This window comes from Thalassovita sp., assembly GCF_034670005.1.
Taxonomy (GTDB): domain Bacteria; phylum Pseudomonadota; class Alphaproteobacteria; order Rhodobacterales; family Rhodobacteraceae; genus Thalassobius.
In genome coordinates this window covers 301,286-318,529 of sequence record NZ_JAXMOH010000003.1, presented here as the reverse complement: position 1 = coordinate 318,529, position 17,244 = coordinate 301,286, and the positions used below count along the sequence as shown (strand labels likewise).

Sequence of the window (17,244 nt, the reverse complement as noted above, 5' to 3'; positions counted from 1 at the left end):
TATGCGCAAAACGCTTGATTTAGTGCCCGTTTGCAGCGACGCTGAGGCATGAATGTTCAAAACACGACGCCCTTTCCCAAACAGGGCATCCCCGAACAGGTCGCCTTTCACCGCACGGAACTGGGCGTCATCCTCAGCCTTTATGGCCGTATGGTCGCCGCTGGCGAATGGCGCGACTATGGCATTTCCTGCCTGCGCGACGTGGCGGTATTTTCCATTTTCCGCCGTACCGCTGAAAACCCGCTCTACCGGATCGAAAAACGCCCCAAGCTGCGCAACAAACAGGGTCAATATGCGGTAATCGGCATTGACGGTCAGGTGCTCAAACGCGGCAACGACCTGAAAACCGTGCTGCGGGTACTGGAACGCAAACTGATCCGCGCGGTGGACTAACCCAAACGGCCCCTCGCCCCGACGGCGATCAATCCTCGTATTTTACCTTCTTCGGCTTTGGCAGCCTCTTATGCGCTGTCACCGGGCCGTCACCCTGGGCAGCGATCCGTTTGATCGCTGCCTCCATATCCTCATGTGTGACCGTCATGCTATGGACATTTGCATGCAGGATGCGGCCACGCCCGGCGACCAGCGCGACATGACCTTTCCAGAACAACAGATCGCCGCGCCGCGCCTTGGTGCCCTCGGGCAAAAACCGGCCCAGCCCGGTTTCCTGCTGATCGCTGTCGCCGGGACAGTCCAGCCCGCAGGCCAGACAGGCCGCCTGCACCAAGCCGGAACAATCAATGCCCCAGATGCTGTTGCCACCCCACAGATAGGGGACCCCCAGATAGCGCTCGGCTTCGGTCACCACGTCCTCGGCATACCAATCTATCGGCCGGACATGTTGCAGCGGCACATAGCCTTCGGCGAGCACCAGAAACCCTTCATCCTCGCCGGTGGCGCGCAACCGCGATCCCGCGCTCAGCCCGAACCGCTCGGTGGATTTGAAATTCGGCGCGCCGTAGATATGGGTCGCGCGGGCGGTGACTTTATGGGTCGGCAACCGCCGGTCTTCCAGATCCTGCGCCGGCAGATACCCGACATAGCCGTCACGTTCGCATTGAACAAAGGCCCAGCCTTCGCGCGATTCGAACCTTGTGACCGCCTCTCCCAGCACCAATTGCCGTTCACGCCGCCCCAGCGGCGCATTCAGCAGATCACCCAAGGGCCGCGCCAGGACCCGCCTTTCGCCCTCGGTATAAAGCGGCGCATCGACCACCCCGCGCAAAGATGTCGCGGCAACGCGGGAATTGGCCGGTGTCAGGCGGCGGTCCATCGTTTATATCCCCAAAACACCCGGCAACGCCTCCAGCAGCGCCCGCGCGCCCATGCCGACACCGCCCTTGGACCGGGCCGGGGCGGCCTTCGGTTGCCAGCCATAAATGTCGAAATGCGTATACCGAACGCCGTCGCCAGCGAACCTGCGCAGAAACAACGCGGCAGTGATCGCGCCGCCAAACCCGCCCTTGGGCGCATTGTCCAGATCGGCAATGCCCGGTTCGATATCCGCCTCGTAAGGGTCCCAGAACGGCATCCGCCAAACCGGGTCGGCAACCTTGGCCGCCGCCAGATTCAGCGCCCCTGCGACCGCGTCGTCATCGGTAAAATAGGGCGCCAGATCAGGCCCCATCGCGACCCGCGCCGCGCCGGTCAGCGTCGCCATCGACAGCATCAGGTCGGGGTCCCCTTCGGCACCGTAAGCCAGGGCGTCGGCCAGAACCAGACGGCCCTCGGCATCGGTGTTGTTGATCTCGACCGTCAGCCCCTTGCGCGAATTCAGGATATCCTGCGGCCGGAAGGAATTGCCGGAAACCGCGTTTTCAACCGCCGGGATCAGCACCCGCAACCGCAGCGGCAGGCCAAGCCCCATGATCATATGGGCCAGCCCCAGCACCGTCGCCGCCCCGCCCATATCCTTTTTCATCAACCCCATGCTGGCGCCCGGTTTAAGGTTCAGGCCGCCAGTGTCGAAACACACGCCCTTGCCCACAAGGGTCAGCGCCGGGCCGCTATTGCCCCAGCTCATTTCGATCAGCCGCGGAGCCTTGTCACTGGCCCGGCCGACCGCGTGGATCATCGGGAAATTCCGGGTCAGCAGGTCTTCGCCAAGGATCACCGAAAAGCCAGCACCATGCTCAGCAGCCAGTTGCGCCGCCGCCGCTTCCAACGCGTCCGGCCCCATGTCACTGGCCGGCGTGTTGATCAGATCACGGGTCAGGCATTCTCCCGCGGCGATGATTTCCAGCCGCGCCGCATCGACCCCTTGCGGGGCCAGCAGATACGCCTTGGAGGCGCGGCAGGTGGCATAGCGGTCGAACACATAGGATGACAACAGCCAGCCCAGCGCCTCTTCCTCTGCCTTGTCAGCGGGCAGACCCGACACGATTTCATAGGCCCCCGCCGGCAGCGACGGCACCGCCGCGGCCAGATGGAACCGGCCCCGTTTGCGGGACGCCTCATCGCCATAGCCGATCAGCACCGCCTCGGGCGTGCCATTTGCACCGGGAATCAGCAGGCTCTGCCCGATACCGGGTTTGAAACCGCTGGCCCGGACCCAGGCCTGTACCCGTGCGGGCTGATCATCAATCCAATCCTGTAGCCCGTGTTTATCGACCACATGAACCGGGGTCGGGGCATCGGTGGAATGGGCAAATCGGGGCATCATCGGGCTGGGCCTTTCTTCTGATTTCGGCCCCAGCCTACGCCAACCGCAAGCGCCTGCAAGGGGATCAGACAGAAAGATGCAGCGAATCCCGCCACATCAGCCAGTGATTGCATATGGTTCTGATCGGCAGCGGCCCTCATCAACCGGACATCGCGGCGCATCTCGTCCATCTTGTGAGCATGGTGCAGCCGCTCGGACAGCTCCAGCCGCAGCGACAGGCTCTGCATCGCGCGGGTTTTCAGCACCCTTGCCCCGGCCGTCCCCATCAGAACGTATAAGTCGCCCAGCGGGTCCCAGTTCATCAGGACCGGTTCATCGGGCACCAGAAAATCACCTACTCTAAACCTCATCCCCTACGCTACGCCCCCGGCACCGAAACCGCCAATGCGCCGCATTAGGTTCTCAAAAGGTTGAAACCGACAGTTCTTTTCCCTCGAAAACCGTCCAGATCCGCGCTAATGACCACGGCTAATGCCCGCATTGCAAGGAGAATGACATGCACAATGCCAAGCCCCTGCCCAGCTATCTGGTTCAGCGCTATCAGGGCTGGAAAGCCACCACCTATGCCGAAAACAAAACCTGGTATCGCCGTTTGGCGGACGAAGGACAAAGACCACGCGCGATGGTGATTTCCTGCTGCGACTCGCGGGTGCACGTGACCTCGATCTTCGGGGCCGATCAGGGCGAATTTTTCATTCACCGCAATATTGCCAATCTAGTGCCGCCCTATGAACCCGATGGCGATCACCACGGCACATCGGCGGCGGTGGAATACGCGGTAACCGCGCTCAAGGTCGCTCATATCGTGGTGATGGGGCATTCCGGCTGTGGCGGCGTCGAAGGCTGCCACGACATGTGTTCCGGCAAAGCCCCCGAGCTGGAAGAAAAATCGTCCTTCGTGGGCCGCTGGATGGACATCCTGCGCCCCGGATATGAAAAGGTAAAGGACATCGCCGATGAAGCCGAGCGCAAGCGCGCGTTGGAAAAACAGGCCGTGCTGACCTCGTTGGAAAACCTTATGAGCTTCCCCTTCGTTGCCTCTGCTGTCGAAACCGGGGACCTGTCGGTGCACGGGGTATGGAACGATATCGGCGATGGCAGCCTGGAACATTTCCTGCCCGCAGAAGGCGGCTTCAAGGTGGTCTGAACCTCCGCCCTTAGCGCAGCACCATATCCTTGGGCCAGTGCAGCCTGTGGCTCAGCTCGATCCGGCGGGTATCACCCGGCGCGATATCGAACTCCCAGGCCAGAACACCGGTCCTGTCATCGACATCCTTTTCACTGGGTGTCGGCCGCGCCTGCCATGTGATCGACAGATCCTCCTGTTCCGAATAGGGCACCCGGTCCACGATCCGCATCGGCCAGCCGCGCCCGGTCAGGTTTTCCACCGTGATCCGTGCCGTTTCGGTTTCTTCATTCGACTGGCTCAAAATCCCGGCATCGCCTTCGTTCCGCGCGACCACCCGGTTGACCCTAATCCCTTCGATCGCGCCGAAAGGCAGCGTTGTCTCGGCCCCCGCCGCGACCTTATCCGTTGCCGTCGCGCCAACGAATTCATCCTCCAGATACAGTTGCGTCGTCGCGGTCGGCAGTAACAATTCTCCCGACCCGTTGACGAATTCCGCCACCAGATAAGCGGTTTCGTCCCATAGAGGTGCGGCAACCGCCCGGATTTTGGCATCGAAATGCACCTCGCCCAACGATATCCGCACCCCGTCGGCATCCGAAGCAACCGATACCGGCTTGGGATAGGCATAATTATAGATCAACCCGTGCAACGACACCGCGCGGGCCTCTTCCATCATCACCATCGGTTCGGCCATCGCCACCCCTGCCACGCTATCGGCAGCCATCTTGGCCGCCGCACGATAAGGCTCGCCAATCCGGCGCAGCCAGGGCGTGACCTCGCCCGGCTGAAACCGCCCGCTCGGTGCGCTGGTCGACAGGGTCAGCGCCACGTCTTGCCAGTTTTCGCCGGTCTGCTGCCAGATCATCGCGCCGCGCTGCAAATCGACGCCGGGCGTGGCGCCGAGGGTCAGATAAGCATCGTTGACCGCTTCCCAACTGGCTTCGGTGGAATAATAGGTCAGCGTCAACCGCCCCTGCCCGGCTGCGGCGGCGCTCACCGACACCTCGACCAGATTGGTCGACCCGCCACCGGTCTGCAATGCCTGCAACGCTTGCCGCGCATCGTCCAGATCCTGCTCCAGAACCGCGATGTTCCGGTCGATCCCACGCGCCTCGGATTCGGCCACGATCACCGCGCGGCGGGCGGCAAGGGTTTCGTCGCCCACCATCCGCGCCATATCGCGCAATGTGTCGGGCGCTGCCCCTTCCAGCGCCTTGCCCTCGCCCAGCTGCCGCAAAAACCCGATCCGCGACTCTGCGGCATCCCGCGCCAGCCGCAGCACCGCCGCTTCGTCCTGCTTGGTGCGCAAGGCATCCTCGCGTTGCTCGACCTCGGTTCGGGCGGCCTTGATCGCCGCGCTGTCGCGGTCCCCGCGTGGCGGCACAAAATCGTCGCGCAGGCTGACCGACCCCATCCGCGCGCCCTCGACTCTGGCCCGAACCATGTCCAGCCGCGCGGTTTCCGGCAAATCCAGCAGTCGCAACCTGTGATCGCCCTCAGGCACGGTAAACTCCGCCACCCGGGTGATCTTGGCCCCTTGCGGGTAAACCGTGACGTCGGCGATCCGGCTGTCGACCCGGATCACATCTGCAAAGCCAAAACTTGGAAGGAAACAAAGGGCAGCAACAAGAGGGCGCATGAAATCGCTCCTTTCAAATAATCGTCTGGTCAACCCTTCCCCGTCGGCCCCAAAAAAACAAGAGGGCGCCCCAGGGCGCCCTCTCAGAAGTCAGCTTTGGGCGGATATCAGCCCTTTTTCAAAACCTCACGACCCAGCAGTTCCGCGATCTGCACCGCGTTCAGCGCCGCGCCCTTGCGCAGGTTGTCGCTGACGCACCAGAAATTCAGACCGTTGTCGATGGTGCTGTCCTGCCGCAACCGGCTGATAAAGGTGGCATAGTCGCCAACGCATTCCACCGGGGTGACATAACCGCCATCTTCGCGCTTATCGATCACCATGATCCCGGGGCTTTCACGCAGGATATCGCGGGCTTCGTCTTCATCGAGGAAATCCTCGGTCTCGACATTGACCGCTTCGGAATGGCCGACGAAAACCGGCACCCGCACACAGGTCGCTGTGACCTTGATCGACGGGTCGATGATTTTCTTGGTTTCGGCCACCATCTTCCATTCTTCCTTGGTCGATCCGTCGTCCAGGAAAACATCGATATGCGGGATTACGTTAAAGGCGATCTGCTTGGGATAGACCGACGGCTCGACTTCCTGACCCGGCACATACATGCCCTTGGTCTGGTTCCACAGCTCGTCGATCGCTTCCTTGCCCGACCCGGACACCGACTGATAGGTCGACACCACGACGCGCTTGATCTTGGCACGGTCGTGCAGCGGCTTCAGCGCCACCACCATCTGTGCGGTCGAACAGTTCGGGTTGGCGATAATGTTCTTTTTCGCATAGCCATGCACCGCCTGCGGGTTCACTTCGGGAACAATCAGAGGCACGTCGGGATCATAGCGATACAGCGACGAATTATCGATCACAACGCAACCGGCAGCGGCCGCTTTGGGCGCATATTTCTTGGTTGCCTCCGATCCCACCGCGAACAAAGCTATGTCCCAGCCGGTGAAATCGAATGTGTCCAGATCCTTGGTCTTGAGGGTTTTATCGCCAAAGCTAACGTCTGTGCCAAGAGATTTGCGGCTTGCCAGCGCGACAATCTCATCGACGGGGAACTGGCGCTCGTCCAGGATGTTCAGCATTTCGCGGCCCACATTGCCCGTGGCACCGACTACAGCGATTTTATAGCCCATTTGGGACGTCTCCTTTCGTTAAGACGCCCCGGCACATACAGCACCGCCCCAAGGGATTAAAGGGGAAACAAGTCAGTCGGTGCGGTCCTGACTCAGAAGATAGGGCAGCAACCCCAGCACCAGACAGACCGCGAATAACAGAAACAAGGCGCGGTAGGGATCACTGGGCGACACAGCATCAACCGACAACGCCGAATGCAGCTTGCCGGTGGCCACCTGGAACAGCCCGACACCGCCAATACCAAACAGATTCATCAAGGTAACGCCGCGCCCGACCAGATGCGGTGGAAAGAAACTGCGCCCATGTGCCATGAGGACCGGGAAACTGGCCCCGAAAAACCCCACCGCGGCAAACAACAACGCCGCAGTCCAATAGGTATCGACAGGCAGTAGGTAAAGCAGAAACAGCGCCACCGCCGCCATCGCGTTGCCGATCGCAATCACCCATTTCCGGGTGCCCAGAACCCGGTCGAGCGGGCCATAGGCGAATGTGCCCAGAATCATCGCCGCCCCCATCACCAAAGTGACCTTGCCGATCGCGGTGGCATCAAGCCCAAAGACCTGATCCATATAGGGGCCGACCCAAACACCGCGCAGCCCGCCAGCCGGGGCGTATTGCACGAACATCAAGGGAAAGATCAGCCACATCGCCGGGATTTTCAGCAGATCGAGAACCGATCCCTTCTCATCATGCACCACCCGCTCGGGGTCTTTCACCGTGACCAGCAGCCCCAGCGCCACCACCGCGCTCAGCGCGCCCAGCCCCAGCATCGTCGCGCGCCATCCCAGCGCCTCGGCCGCCATCGCCATCGGCAGCGACCCGGCCAGATTTCCCAGGCTGCCAGTGCCCAGCAGCACCGCCGCCAGCGTGGCAAACACCGCCGGGCTGTAGATCCGCGCAAAGATATAATAGCTCGCCATCAGAACCGGCGAACAGCCCAGCCCGATCAGCGCCATCGCCAGCGCGATATGGATCGGCTGCGTCGCCATCCCGAACAGAACCGCACCGCCCGCGCCACCGATCAGCAAAAGCACACCCGCAGTCCGCCGCGGCCCGATCCGGTCCAGCGCTTCGCCTACCGGGATCTGCATCGCGGCAAAGGCCAGGAACCACAGGCCAGAGGCAAAGGCCAGATCTTCTGGTCCGGCCCCGATATCGGCCTGCAAAGCCGGCGTCAGCACCGCCAGAAACGACCGGTAAAACTGACTCAACACATACGCCACGCACAGCAGCACCAGACCCGATTTCATAGAAAATCCTCCCCCAAGGCACCCAGATTTGGCTGAAACCGAGGGAAAGAGCAACCCGCCTGATTACTGTCAAATAATCAACACCATACGGTCCTGTCGCTTCGCTGCCCGGCGGCGCCATGCGCCTTGGTCCGGGCAGGCCCGATGCCCAAACCGTGTGGACATACCGCTACTTGCCATCCCGCAGCCGTCCAACCACCCCGGTGGGGAAGAAATAGACGCTCAGGATGAACAGGATGCCCAGCCATAACAGCCAGCGATCCGCGCTCAACAGGTCCGGCAGGATCGGCACGCCCTCGACCGCGCTTGATGCCGCGCCCATCAGCTCTTGCAGGTAATTTTGCGCCACCACGAACAGGGTTGCCCCGATCACCGCGCCATACATCGTGCCCATGCCGCCGATCACCACCATCAACAGGATATCGACCATGATTTCGAAGCTCAGCGCCGTATCCGGCCCGACATAGCGCAGCCAGATCGCATAAAGCGCCCCTGCCAACGCCGCTACAGCGGCCGAAATGCAGGTCGCCGCCGTGCGGTAGCTGACCACGCGATAACCCACCGCCTCGGCCCGGAAATCGTTTTCCCGGATCGCCTGCAACACCCTGCCAAAGGGCGAATTCACGATCCGCAGCAACAGCAGGAACAATACCAGCGCGCCGGTAAACACCACATAATAGGCCAGCAACCGGCCATTGGTCTTCACCCCGAACAGCTCGCCGCCAAACATGTCCTTGCCGAACCGGAACGCCGGGGTCAATTCGCGCGGGATCTTGTAGGTCAGCCCGTCCTCGCCCCCGGTCAGCCCGGATAGCTGGCTCACCAGAACCGCCACAGCGGACGCCACCGCCAGCGTGATCATGGCGAAGAAAATCGCCCGCACCCGCAGGCTGAACAGCCCGATCAGGAACGCGATCAGCGCGGCCAGTATCGCGCCGCCCCCCGCGCCCACGATCAATGCGCCGAACCCGCGCTCCATATGGGTACAGGCCAGGGCGACACCATAGGCCCCCATGCCGAAAAACATCGTATGGGCAAAACTGACGATGCCGCCATAGCCCAGCATCAGGTCATACGACGCCACCAGCAGGATAAAGACACATATCCGCGCTGCGGTGTCGACCGACCGCACCCCGGGAAACAGGAATGGCGCAAAGGCCAGGCAAATCAGGATCGCCGCCAGTATCACAGTCAACACTCGGCTGCGCGGCATATCGCCGGAAAGAAGTTTGTTGAGCATCTTATTTCGCCTTCACAACCGGGATCATGCCCTGCGGGCGCCACATCAGGATCGCCACCATCAGGCCGATATTGGAAATCAGCGCTGCCTTGGGTTCAAGGAAGGCGACATAGTTCTGCAACAGCCCGACCAGCAGCGCCCCGATGAAACAGCCCTCGACACTGCCCAGCCCGCCGATGATCACCACGATGAAAATCAGGATCATCATCTGCTGGCCCATATGGGCGGTGATCACTTCCTGATAGAGCCCCCACATCACCCCGCCCAGACCGGCCAGCGCCGACCCCGCCACGAAGACGCCGATGAACACCAGCCGCAGCCGGTATCCCAGCGCCTCGACCATTTCGCCGTTTTCAACGCCCGCACGCACGATCAGGCCGATCTTGGTCCGCCGCAGCACGAAGCGCATCGCCAGGAACAGCGCCAGACCGACCACCACCGCGACCAGCCGGTATTTTTCCAAGGCCGCCCCGGCAAAGGTAATCGCGCCCTTCAACGCCTCGGGCCGCAGGATATAGATCTCTTCGGGTCCCCACAGCACGATGATCAGCTGTTCGACCACGATCAACCCGCCCATGGTGACCAGAATCTGCTTCAGATGGGCCCCGTAAACCGGTTTCACGATCACCCGCTCGAACGCCCAGCCCAGCGCCCCTGTGGCCAGCGCCGCCACGATGATCGCCAGCAGCAGCGCCAGCAGGTTCAAAATGAGGCTCGGCGCGGCGGTCATCCCGGCCAGCATCAGCAACACACTGACCCCGACAAAGGCGCCGACCGAAATGAACACGCCATGTCCGAAATTGATCACGTCCATCAATCCGAACACCAATGTCATCCCAGACGCCATGATGAAAATCATCATCCCCATCGCCAACCCGCTTACCGTCAGCGTCAGCCAGCTCGACCCGGATGGAATCAGCACCAGCCCGGTCAGCATCACCAGCGGCACCAGCAGCATCGGCAGCCATGGCGCAATCCGCTCGGCCAGACTCGCCCGCGCCATCGTCGGCGCATGTTCGGGGGCCGCGCTCATATCCCTGCCCTTTTCATTGTTCGGGAAATACTCCCGCCGGTGGCATCCCGCCCCGGCCCCACGCACCACGTCATCATTGATGTGCCTCCATGCTCAGCCCCATCAGCCGCTCCTGCAACTCGGCGCTGGCGCTCAGCTCCGCCATCGCCCCGTTCCAAACCACCCGGCCGTCATCCATCACCACGCAGTGATCGCCCAGCGCCTTGGCGACGCTGAAATTCTGTTCCACCAACAGGATCGACGCGCCCTGCTGCTTGAGCTCGCGCAGGGCGCGGGCCATGGTCGAAATGATCGCCGGGGCCAACCCCTTGGTCGGCTCGTCGATCAGGTACAGCTTGCGTTCCTCGACCATCGCGCGGGCGATTGACAACATCTGTTTCTGGCCGCCCGACAGGTTGCCGGCATGGCTTTTCCAGAACGTCTTCAATGGCGGGAAAGCGGCAAAGATCCAATCCAGCCGTTCCTGATCAATCGGTCCGGACACTGCCGCCAGAACCATGTTTTCCTCGACCGTCAGATCGCTGAAAATTCCCATGTTCTCGGGTACAAATCCAACCCCCATCCGGGCGATAGCCGGGGTCGGCAGGGCCGCGATGTCGTGCCCGTCGAATATCACCTTGCCCGCCTTGGCGCGCCAATGGCCCATGATCGTGCGCAACGTGGTGGTCTTGCCCACCCCGTTGCGGCCCAGCAGCATCGTCACCTCACCGCGCGGCACCTCGAAATCGACACCCTGCAAAATGTGGTACTGGGCGATATCGGTATAAACGCCTTCCAGCGTCAGGATCGGATCAGACATTGCCCAGCTCCTTGCCCATATAGGCTTCCTGCACCACGTCGCTGGCCATCACCTCGACCGGATCGCCATCGGCGGCCAGCGCCCCGTTGTGCAAAACGATGATCCGGTCGGCCAGCGTACGGATCACGTCCATCTTGTGTTCCACCAACAGGATGGTGCGATCCTTCTCCGCCTTCAGTTCGGCAATCAGGTCCAGCACCACCGGTGCCTCATCCACGCTCATCCCGGCGGTGGGTTCGTCGAACATGTAAACCAGCGGCTCCAGCGCGATCAGCATCGCCACTTCCAGTTTGCGCTGATTGCCGTGGCTCAGCACCGAAACCGGGTCGTCCTTCAGGTCGAACAGCTTGACCTTGTCCAGAACCGCAACCGCCCGGTCGGTGATTTCGGCATGACTGTCGGCCATGGAAAACAGATTGAACCCCATCTTCGCCTTGGCCTGGATCACCAGCCGGACATTTTCCAGCACGCTGAGATCGGGAAACAGGTTGGTCAGCTGGAACGCGCGCCCGATTCCCAGATCGCATCGTTGCGACACTGACAGGCGGGTGATGTCGCGCCCATTCAGATCGACCTGGCCCGCGCTGGACGGTATCTGGCCCGAAATCAGGTTAAAATAAGTGGTTTTACCGGCCCCGTTGGGCCCGACGATCGCGGTCAGTTCGCCGGTCTTGAACCCGCAGCTGACGTGATCGACCGCAACATGACCACCGAACCGGACAGTCAGGTCGTGGGTTTGCAGAATAACCCTGCTCATGGTCTGATATCCTGGGATTAGATTTCCGCAGGGCAGCCCAAGGGCCGCCCCACGGACGGGAGAACCCGCTTATTTGTTGCGGACCGGGATCGGCAGATCGTCGATCGTCAGCTCACGCACCAGCTCGGGAATGGCCCAATCGACGCCGTCCTCGACCTTGATCTTGAAGTGATACATCGACTGCAGCGCCTGATGATCCTCGGGGCGGAACTTCATCTTGCCCTTGGGCGTGTCCCATTCCATGCCTTCCATCGCGGAAATCAGATCTTCGCTATCGGTGCTACCGGCCGCCTTGATCGCCTCGACCACGGCGATCCCAGCCGACATGCCGCCCGCGGTAAAGAAATCCGGCGGGGTGCCGAAACGCTCTTCATGGGTTTTCACCAGCCAGTCGTTGATCTCGTTCTTGGGGTTTTCGTAGTAATAATAGGTTGCCCCTTCCATGCCCGGGAACTGCTTGTAAGCAGCCAGAGCGGCCAGAATGTTGCCCCCGGTTGCGATCTCGATGCCGAACCGCGACGGGTCCATCGCCTGGATCTTGCCCATCGGGTTGCCGCCACCGGCCCAGATCACGAACAGTTTCTTGTCGCCCTCGACATCTTTCATAGCGTTGAAAATGCGCTCTGCAGCGGCGGTGAAATCGGTGGTGTCCGTGGGCACGTATTCTTCGCTCACGATCTCGGTGCCGGTGCCTTCCAGCGCTTCCTTGAACGCGGCGATACCGTCGCGGCCAAAGGCGTAATCCTGTGCCAGCGTGGCGATCTTCACATTTTCACCACCCAGCGCAATGGCGTTGGCCACGGCGTCCTGGGACGAATTGCGCCCGGTGCGGAAAATATAGCGGTTCCAGTTTGCTCCGGTGATCGAATCCGCCACCGCCGGTTCGACGATCAGGACTTTTTCATATTCTTCGGCCACTGGCAGCATCGCCAGCGCCACGCCGGAACTGACCGGTCCGACGGCCAGATCGACTTCGTCATCGCCATAGGCTTCTTCCAGCAGCGCCTTGCCGTTTTCCGGCTTCAGCTGGGTGTCTTTTTCGATCACGACGATTTTTTCGCCGTTGATTTCCATGCTGCCGCCGGTGGCATATTCCAGCCCCAGCATCAGCCCGTCATGGCTTTGTTTGGCATAGGCCTCATAGGGGCCTGTTTTGCCATATACATGGGCGATTTTAATATCGGCCATGGCACCAGACGCCAAGGCAATAGCCGAGACAAGCCCGGTCAAAAATGCGGTTTTCACGATGGTTCCTCCCTGAACAGACAAACGTGTCGGTCGCGCTGATGCTAGGGTCCGGGTTCGTTTACTGTCAATCCGAGGGAACACGTACACAAAACCCCGTAGCGACGGCATCTTTCCCTCTCCGGTCAGACCACCGGACGACAGACCTCCGTCGCAGTGCCATGCGCGGACAGACCCATGTTTTCATGATAGATTTGGTCAAAGGGAGGACAGTAAATGATGGAGATCATCGATCCATTCTTTGGAACCGCCGAAATTCGTGAATTGCAAAAAGCGCAGGATCAACAGGTTGAAGCCTTGCGCGACACGCCCGGAGCCGTAATCCACGCCCGTGCCTTTTCCTCGGATGATCCGGATCGGCTTGGCTGGGACCGCTTGCGCCATCGCATGGCCACAGATGGCAAAGTCACCTTGCGCGGCGTGTCTGAAGCCGAGGTCGAGCGGGCACAGCAGGAACTGTCCGGGTTTTCCACGTCACCGGAACGGTTGACCCGCTAGGCCCTTGGGTTTCACCGCCATCAGTCGGCAAGAGCCAAAGCGCGGGAAAACCGCATCAGAACGTCAGATACTTCGCCAAAACACCCCACAGGATCGGCAGCAACAACGCCGTCGCCAGCGCGTTCAACCCCATCGCCAGCCCGGAAAACGCCCCGGCTGTTTCGTTTTCCTGAAGCGCCCGCGCGGTCCCGATACCGTGACTGGCCGTGCCAATCGCCAGCCCGCGCGCGCGCAGGTCGGTAACCCCGATCAGGCTCAGCACCGCAGGGCCGAACATGGCGCCGAATATGCCGGTCACGATCACCAAAACGGCCGTCAGGGACGGCACGCCGCCCAGTTCCTCGGCAATCGCCATCGCAACCGGGGCGGTGACGGATTTCGGCGCGACCGAAGCCAGCACCTGCGCCGATCCCCCCAGCAGCCAGGCCACGGCGATGGCGGTCAGGATCGCGGTCAGCGACCCGCATAGAAGGCTGACCGTGATCGCCAGCGCGGACCGGCGCACATGGGTCCATTGCCTGTACAGCGGCACCGCCAAAGCCACCGTTGCAGGCCCCAGCAGGAAGTGCACGAACTGCGCCCCCTCGAAATAGGTGCCATAATCGGTGTCCGTGACCACAAGCAGGGCCACCAACAACAGAACCGCGCCTAGCACCGGGTTCAACAGCGGATTGCGCCCCGCCTTTTCGAACACCCAATTGGCAATCTGAAATGCGACCAATGTCATGGTCAGATGAAACAGCGGCGATGCGCTGAGATAGACCCAGGTTTCCTGCAAACTACCCATCGGCACGGCCCTTGCCCAGCCATTGCATCAACCGCGCCGTCACCACGATCGTCGCCAATGTGCTGGCGATCAGGGCGGCCCCCAGCGGCAACAACGCCTCGCCCAGCAGGTCGAAATGCACGATCACGCCGGTACCGGCCGGAACGAACAATAACGACATGGATTGCAGCAACCCGGTCGCCGTCTGGTTCAGGCTCTCGGGCACCTCGCCCAGAAGGACCAGAATAACAAACAGCAACACCATGCCCAGAACCGGCCCCGGAACCGGCAGGGCCAGGGCACCCGCGACAAGCTCCCCCGCCAACTGGCACACAAGTATCAACGTCAAATAGCCGAGCATCTCATCCCTCCGGTGTGGCGCTTTGAAAGCGTCGCACCGGAAAGCCAGCTGCGCAACCCTGCGCAGAAAACCGGATTGCCCGGTCGGGTGCCACCGTCAGATACAGCGGCCGCCATCGACCTCCATCGCCACGCCGGTCACCATTCCGGCCTCGTCCGAACACAGGAAACAGGCGGCATTGCCCATGTCCTCGGGGGTGGAAAACCGACCCAGCGGAATGGTGGACAGGAATTTCGCCCGCATCTCGGGCGTGTCTTCACCCATGAAACTGGACAGCAGCGGCGTTTCCCCCGCCACCGGGCACAGCGCGTTGACCCGCACAGCCGAAGGGGCCAGTTCCACCGCCATCGTCTTGGTCGCGGTGATCATCCAGCCCTTCGACGCGTTATACCAGTTCAGATTTGGCCGCGGGCTCAACCCGGCGGTCGAGGCGATGTTCAGCACGGCCCCTTTTCCCGCCGCCTTCATCGCCGGAACCAGATGTTTGGCAGTCAGGTAAACGGATTTGCAATTCACCGCGAAAACCCGGTCGAAGTCGTCCTCGCTGACATCCTCCATCGGGGTCGGCAAATGGGTGATCCCGGCATTGTTGACCAATATGTCCACCGTCCCCAGTTCCGTCACCGCCATTGCAGCCATAGCGGCCACGCTGTCATCCTTCGACACATCCACTTGGCAGGCGACACCGCCGCATTCCTCCGCCACTTCGCGGGCCAGATCAATGTTCAGATCGGCCACCATCACCCGCGCGCCTTCGGCGGCGAATTTGCGCACGATTCCGGCGCCAAATCCCGATGCGCCACCGGTCACGATGGCGGTTTTCCCTTGCAATCTCATGTCGCTTTCTCCTCGTTCTGCGCCATCCATTCATCCATCAACTCGCGCACCATACGCTGACGTCTGGCGATAAATTCCGGTTCCGACGTGTCGGTGCCGCGCGCGTAGCGCGGATCTCCCTGCGCGGCGATCACCACCGATGGCAGACCGAACTGATCCGCCGTCAAATCCAGGATCAACTCGCCGCTTTCCACCCAGGCATGTCCTTTCCAGCCCTGCGCCGTGTGAAACCCCTTAGGCCCTTCGGTCGGGTCCCCGGCGGCGAACTCGGCCGCGATGCCATTCAACTGCAACACCTTGCACAGGAACAGGCTGGACCGGCCACAGGTGCCCTGGCTTGGCGTCCGCAGCGCCGGACTGCCCTCGTGCAGATGCCATTCCGCCCAGCGCGGTTCCAGAAACCGGCGCACCCGGCCCGCCAGATCCGTCAATCGTGGGTCAGCCATGGAACGCCGCAACGGTTTTCAGCGTCGTAAATCCATAGAGCGCCTCAAATCCCTTTTCGCGGCCATGACCCGATTTTCCCATGCCGCCAAACGGCAGTTCGACACCACCACCGGCACCGTAATTGTTGATGAACACCTGCCCGGTGCGGATCGCCTTGGCCATCCGCATCTGCCGGGCCCCGTCGCGGGTCCACACGCTGGCCACCAGCCCGTAATCGGTGCCATTGGCAATCGCCACCGCCTCGGCCTCGTCATCAAACGGGATCACCACCTGCACCGGACCGAAAATTTCGTCCCGCGCCAGCGCGTGATCGGGTGTCACCCCCGCGAACAAGGTCGGCTGAATGTAATGACCGCCTTCAGGCGCATCGTGCAAAACGCCCTGTGCCGCAGTTTCCAGATCGGCGCCTTGGCTCAGGAAACCACCCACGATCCCCTTCTGCTTGCCCGAAATCAGCGGCCCGACATCCAGATCGGCCATCGCCGGCCCAACCCGCAACGCGCCATAGCGGGCGGCCATCCGTTGCACCACCTGATCATAGACCGACCGATGCGCCAGAATCCGCGACGACGCCGAACAGGTCTGCCCGGCATTCTGAATCCCCGCATTGACCAGAAACGGCAGCGCCGCGTCCAGATCGGCATCGCCAAACACCAATTGCGGTGACTTGCCGCCCAGTTCCAGCGTCACCGGCACCACGTTGGGGGCCGCCGCCATCTGCACCTGCACCCCGGTGCCGACCGACCCGGTAAAGCTGATATGATGTATGCCCGGATGCGCGCTCAGCGCCGCGCCCGCCTCGGTCCCTAGCCCCGGCACCACGTTCAGCGCCCCGTCGGGCAGCCCCGCCGCCTTGGCCAGATCGGCAAAGGCCAGTGCCGTGAGGCAGGCATCCTCGGCCGGCTTCAACACACAGGCATTGCCGGTCGCCAACGCCGCGCCAACCGACCGTCCGATGATCTGCATCGGGTAATTCCACGGCACGATATGGCCCGTGACCCCATGCGGTTCGCGCAGCGTGTAAACGGTATAACCATCGAGATAGGGAATGGTTGCCCCATGCAGCTTGTCCGCCGCCCCGCCATAGAATTCCAGATACCGCGCCAAAGCCACCGCATCGGACCGCGCCTGTTTCAGCGGCTTGCCGACATCCAGCGCCTCGATTCGCGCCAGATCATCGACCTTTTCCAGAACCAGCTGGCCCAGTCGGAACAACACCCGGCCGCGTTCCACCGCGCTCATCCGGCCCCAGTCCCCGGACCGCGCCATTTCCGCCGCCGCAACAGCGGCGTCGATATCCGCCGCTCCGCCGCGCGCAATCTCGCCGATCTGTTCCCCGGTCGACGGGTTTTCCAACGGCAGGGTCTCGCCCCCCATCGGGGCCACCCAATGGCCCCCGATCAGGCATTTCGATGGATCGAACCACAGGTTCAGCGCTTGGGTCATGGTC

Annotated in this window: 19 protein-coding genes; 3 read left to right on the top strand and 16 right to left on the bottom strand. The window is 61.9% G+C overall.

Translation table 11 applies throughout. From position 1 onward, the window contains the following. Positions 1-48 precede the first annotated feature (48 nt). Positions 49-393 carry a DUF2794 domain-containing protein gene (locus VOI23_RS09015; RefSeq protein WP_323784301.1) on the top strand — a complete coding sequence of 115 codons (345 nt, stop codon included), beginning with the start codon at positions 49-51 and terminating at the stop codon, positions 391-393. 28 nt (positions 394-421) lie between these two features. Here the strand turns inward: VOI23_RS09015 and VOI23_RS09010 are convergent, their stop codons facing one another. The 3 genes from VOI23_RS09010 to VOI23_RS09000 are packed head-to-tail and all read right to left on the bottom strand — an operon-like array spanning position 422 to position 2,985. Further along, positions 422-1,273 carry a C40 family peptidase gene (locus VOI23_RS09010; protein ID WP_323784299.1) on the bottom strand — a complete coding sequence of 284 codons (852 nt, stop codon included), beginning with the start codon at positions 1,271-1,273 and terminating at the stop codon, positions 422-424. 3 nt (positions 1,274-1,276) lie between these two features. Next, positions 1,277-2,662 carry a leucyl aminopeptidase family protein gene (locus VOI23_RS09005; protein ID WP_416376519.1) on the bottom strand — a complete coding sequence of 462 codons (1,386 nt, stop codon included), beginning with the start codon at positions 2,660-2,662 and terminating at the stop codon, positions 1,277-1,279. Continuing rightward, a complete protein-coding gene (locus VOI23_RS09000; RefSeq protein ID WP_323784297.1) occupies positions 2,659-2,985 on the bottom strand; it encodes a hypothetical protein in 327 nt (108 codons plus the stop codon). The genes VOI23_RS09005 and VOI23_RS09000 overlap by 4 nt, the downstream gene beginning before the upstream one ends. Before the next feature lie 173 nt (positions 2,986-3,158). On the opposite strand from VOI23_RS09000, the gene VOI23_RS08995 reads away from it, so the two are divergent. Then, complete coding sequence (locus VOI23_RS08995) at positions 3,159-3,809, top strand: carbonic anhydrase (protein ID WP_323784295.1); 651 nt, start codon at positions 3,159-3,161, stop codon at positions 3,807-3,809. Between the two features lie 10 nt (positions 3,810-3,819). Here the strand turns inward: VOI23_RS08995 and VOI23_RS08990 are convergent, their stop codons facing one another. The 8 genes from VOI23_RS08990 to VOI23_RS08955 all read right to left on the bottom strand — a co-directional run bounded on the left by VOI23_RS08990 (position 3,820) and on the right by VOI23_RS08955 (position 12,828). Next, entirely contained in the window at positions 3,820-5,430 is a 1,611-nt protein-coding gene (locus VOI23_RS08990) for a DUF4139 domain-containing protein (protein WP_323784293.1), read from the bottom strand. A 107-nt stretch (positions 5,431-5,537) separates the two neighbouring features. Further along, positions 5,538-6,560: an aspartate-semialdehyde dehydrogenase gene (locus tag VOI23_RS08985; RefSeq protein ID WP_323784291.1), complete on the bottom strand. Its 1,023-nt coding sequence runs from the start codon at positions 6,558-6,560 to the stop codon at positions 5,538-5,540. Positions 6,561-6,632: 72 nt separating this feature from the next. Next, positions 6,633-7,811 (bottom strand): MFS transporter, encoded by a 1,179-nt coding sequence (locus VOI23_RS08980; protein WP_323784289.1) that lies wholly within the window; start codon positions 7,809-7,811, stop codon positions 6,633-6,635. Between the two features lie 169 nt (positions 7,812-7,980). Further along, positions 7,981-9,051: a branched-chain amino acid ABC transporter permease gene (locus VOI23_RS08975; RefSeq protein ID WP_323784287.1), complete on the bottom strand. Its 1,071-nt coding sequence runs from the start codon at positions 9,049-9,051 to the stop codon at positions 7,981-7,983. Between the two features lies 1 nt (position 9,052). After that, complete coding sequence (locus tag VOI23_RS08970; protein ID WP_323784285.1) at positions 9,053-10,084, bottom strand: branched-chain amino acid ABC transporter permease; 1,032 nt, start codon at positions 10,082-10,084, stop codon at positions 9,053-9,055. A 73-nt stretch (positions 10,085-10,157) separates the two neighbouring features. Continuing rightward, on the bottom strand, positions 10,158-10,883 hold the full coding sequence (locus VOI23_RS08965; protein ID WP_323784283.1) for an ABC transporter ATP-binding protein: 726 nt from the start codon (positions 10,881-10,883) through the stop codon (positions 10,158-10,160). After that, positions 10,876-11,640, bottom strand: coding sequence for an ABC transporter ATP-binding protein (locus tag VOI23_RS08960; RefSeq protein ID WP_323784281.1), 765 nt, complete (start codon positions 11,638-11,640; stop codon positions 10,876-10,878). Before VOI23_RS08960 ends, VOI23_RS08965 begins: the two co-directional genes overlap by 8 nt. Positions 11,641-11,709: 69 nt before the next feature. Further along, positions 11,710-12,828 (bottom strand): substrate-binding domain-containing protein, encoded by a 1,119-nt coding sequence (locus VOI23_RS08955; RefSeq protein WP_323784514.1) that lies wholly within the window; start codon positions 12,826-12,828, stop codon positions 11,710-11,712. A gap of 273 nt (positions 12,829-13,101) precedes the next feature. Between VOI23_RS08955 and VOI23_RS08950 the strand changes: the two genes are divergently transcribed. After that, complete coding sequence (locus VOI23_RS08950; RefSeq protein WP_323784279.1) at positions 13,102-13,383, top strand: hypothetical protein; 282 nt, start codon at positions 13,102-13,104, stop codon at positions 13,381-13,383. A gap of 55 nt (positions 13,384-13,438) precedes the next feature. On the opposite strand, the gene VOI23_RS08945 is transcribed toward VOI23_RS08950, so the two are convergent. The 5 genes from VOI23_RS08945 to VOI23_RS08925 all read right to left on the bottom strand — a co-directional run bounded on the left by VOI23_RS08945 (position 13,439) and on the right by VOI23_RS08925 (position 17,240). After that, the gene (locus VOI23_RS08945; protein WP_323784277.1) at positions 13,439-14,170 is read right to left on the bottom strand and encodes an LrgB family protein; all 732 of its coding nucleotides are present in this window, start codon (positions 14,168-14,170) and stop codon (positions 13,439-13,441) included. Further along, a complete protein-coding gene (locus tag VOI23_RS08940) occupies positions 14,163-14,510 on the bottom strand; it encodes a CidA/LrgA family protein (RefSeq protein ID WP_323784275.1) in 348 nt (115 codons plus the stop codon). Before VOI23_RS08940 ends, VOI23_RS08945 begins: the two co-directional genes overlap by 8 nt. A gap of 96 nt (positions 14,511-14,606) precedes the next feature. After that, positions 14,607-15,347, bottom strand: coding sequence for an SDR family oxidoreductase (locus tag VOI23_RS08935; RefSeq protein ID WP_323784273.1), 741 nt, complete (start codon positions 15,345-15,347; stop codon positions 14,607-14,609). After that, positions 15,344-15,793 carry a hypothetical protein gene (locus tag VOI23_RS08930; RefSeq protein WP_323784271.1) on the bottom strand — a complete coding sequence of 150 codons (450 nt, stop codon included), beginning with the start codon at positions 15,791-15,793 and terminating at the stop codon, positions 15,344-15,346. The genes VOI23_RS08935 and VOI23_RS08930 overlap by 4 nt, the downstream gene beginning before the upstream one ends. Continuing rightward, the gene (locus tag VOI23_RS08925; RefSeq protein WP_323784269.1) at positions 15,786-17,240 is read right to left on the bottom strand and encodes an aldehyde dehydrogenase family protein; all 1,455 of its coding nucleotides are present in this window, start codon (positions 17,238-17,240) and stop codon (positions 15,786-15,788) included. The genes VOI23_RS08930 and VOI23_RS08925 overlap by 8 nt, the downstream gene beginning before the upstream one ends. Positions 17,241-17,244 lie beyond the last annotated feature (4 nt).

Bases quoted from the DNA above. Each gene is read 5' to 3' on its own strand.
- VOI23_RS08960 (WP_323784281.1), bottom strand. From the start codon at position 11,640: ATGAGCAGGGTTATTCTGCAAACCCACGACCTGACTGTCCGGTTCGGT.
- VOI23_RS08945 (WP_323784277.1), bottom strand. From the start codon at position 14,170: ATGGGTAGTTTGCAGGAAACCTGGGTCTATCTCAGCGCATCGCCGCTG.
- VOI23_RS08980 (WP_323784289.1), bottom strand. From the start codon at position 7,811: ATGAAATCGGGTCTGGTGCTGCTGTGCGTGGCGTATGTGTTGAGTCAG.
- VOI23_RS08975 (WP_323784287.1), bottom strand. From the start codon at position 9,051: ATGCTCAACAAACTTCTTTCCGGCGATATGCCGCGCAGCCGAGTGTTG.
- VOI23_RS08940 (WP_323784275.1), bottom strand. From the start codon at position 14,510: ATGCTCGGCTATTTGACGTTGATACTTGTGTGCCAGTTGGCGGGGGAG.
- VOI23_RS08955 (WP_323784514.1), bottom strand. From the start codon at position 12,828: ATGGCCGATATTAAAATCGCCCATGTATATGGCAAAACAGGCCCCTAT.
- VOI23_RS08930 (WP_323784271.1), bottom strand. From the start codon at position 15,793: ATGGCTGACCCACGATTGACGGATCTGGCGGGCCGGGTGCGCCGGTTT.
- VOI23_RS08965 (WP_323784283.1), bottom strand. From the start codon at position 10,883: ATGTCTGATCCGATCCTGACGCTGGAAGGCGTTTATACCGATATCGCC.
- VOI23_RS08970 (WP_323784285.1), bottom strand. From the start codon at position 10,084: ATGAGCGCGGCCCCCGAACATGCGCCGACGATGGCGCGGGCGAGTCTG.
- VOI23_RS08950 (WP_323784279.1), top strand. From the start codon at position 13,102: ATGATGGAGATCATCGATCCATTCTTTGGAACCGCCGAAATTCGTGAA.
- VOI23_RS09010 (WP_323784299.1), bottom strand. From the start codon at position 1,273: ATGGACCGCCGCCTGACACCGGCCAATTCCCGCGTTGCCGCGACATCT.
- VOI23_RS08935 (WP_323784273.1), bottom strand. From the start codon at position 15,347: ATGAGATTGCAAGGGAAAACCGCCATCGTGACCGGTGGCGCATCGGGA.
- VOI23_RS08985 (WP_323784291.1), bottom strand. From the start codon at position 6,560: ATGGGCTATAAAATCGCTGTAGTCGGTGCCACGGGCAATGTGGGCCGC.
- VOI23_RS08990 (WP_323784293.1), bottom strand. From the start codon at position 5,430: ATGCGCCCTCTTGTTGCTGCCCTTTGTTTCCTTCCAAGTTTTGGCTTT.
- VOI23_RS09005 (WP_416376519.1), bottom strand. From the start codon at position 2,662: ATGATGCCCCGATTTGCCCATTCCACCGATGCCCCGACCCCGGTTCAT.
- VOI23_RS08925 (WP_323784269.1), bottom strand. From the start codon at position 17,240: ATGACCCAAGCGCTGAACCTGTGGTTCGATCCATCGAAATGCCTGATC.
- VOI23_RS09015 (WP_323784301.1), top strand. From the start codon at position 49: ATGAATGTTCAAAACACGACGCCCTTTCCCAAACAGGGCATCCCCGAA.
- VOI23_RS08995 (WP_323784295.1), top strand. From the start codon at position 3,159: ATGCACAATGCCAAGCCCCTGCCCAGCTATCTGGTTCAGCGCTATCAG.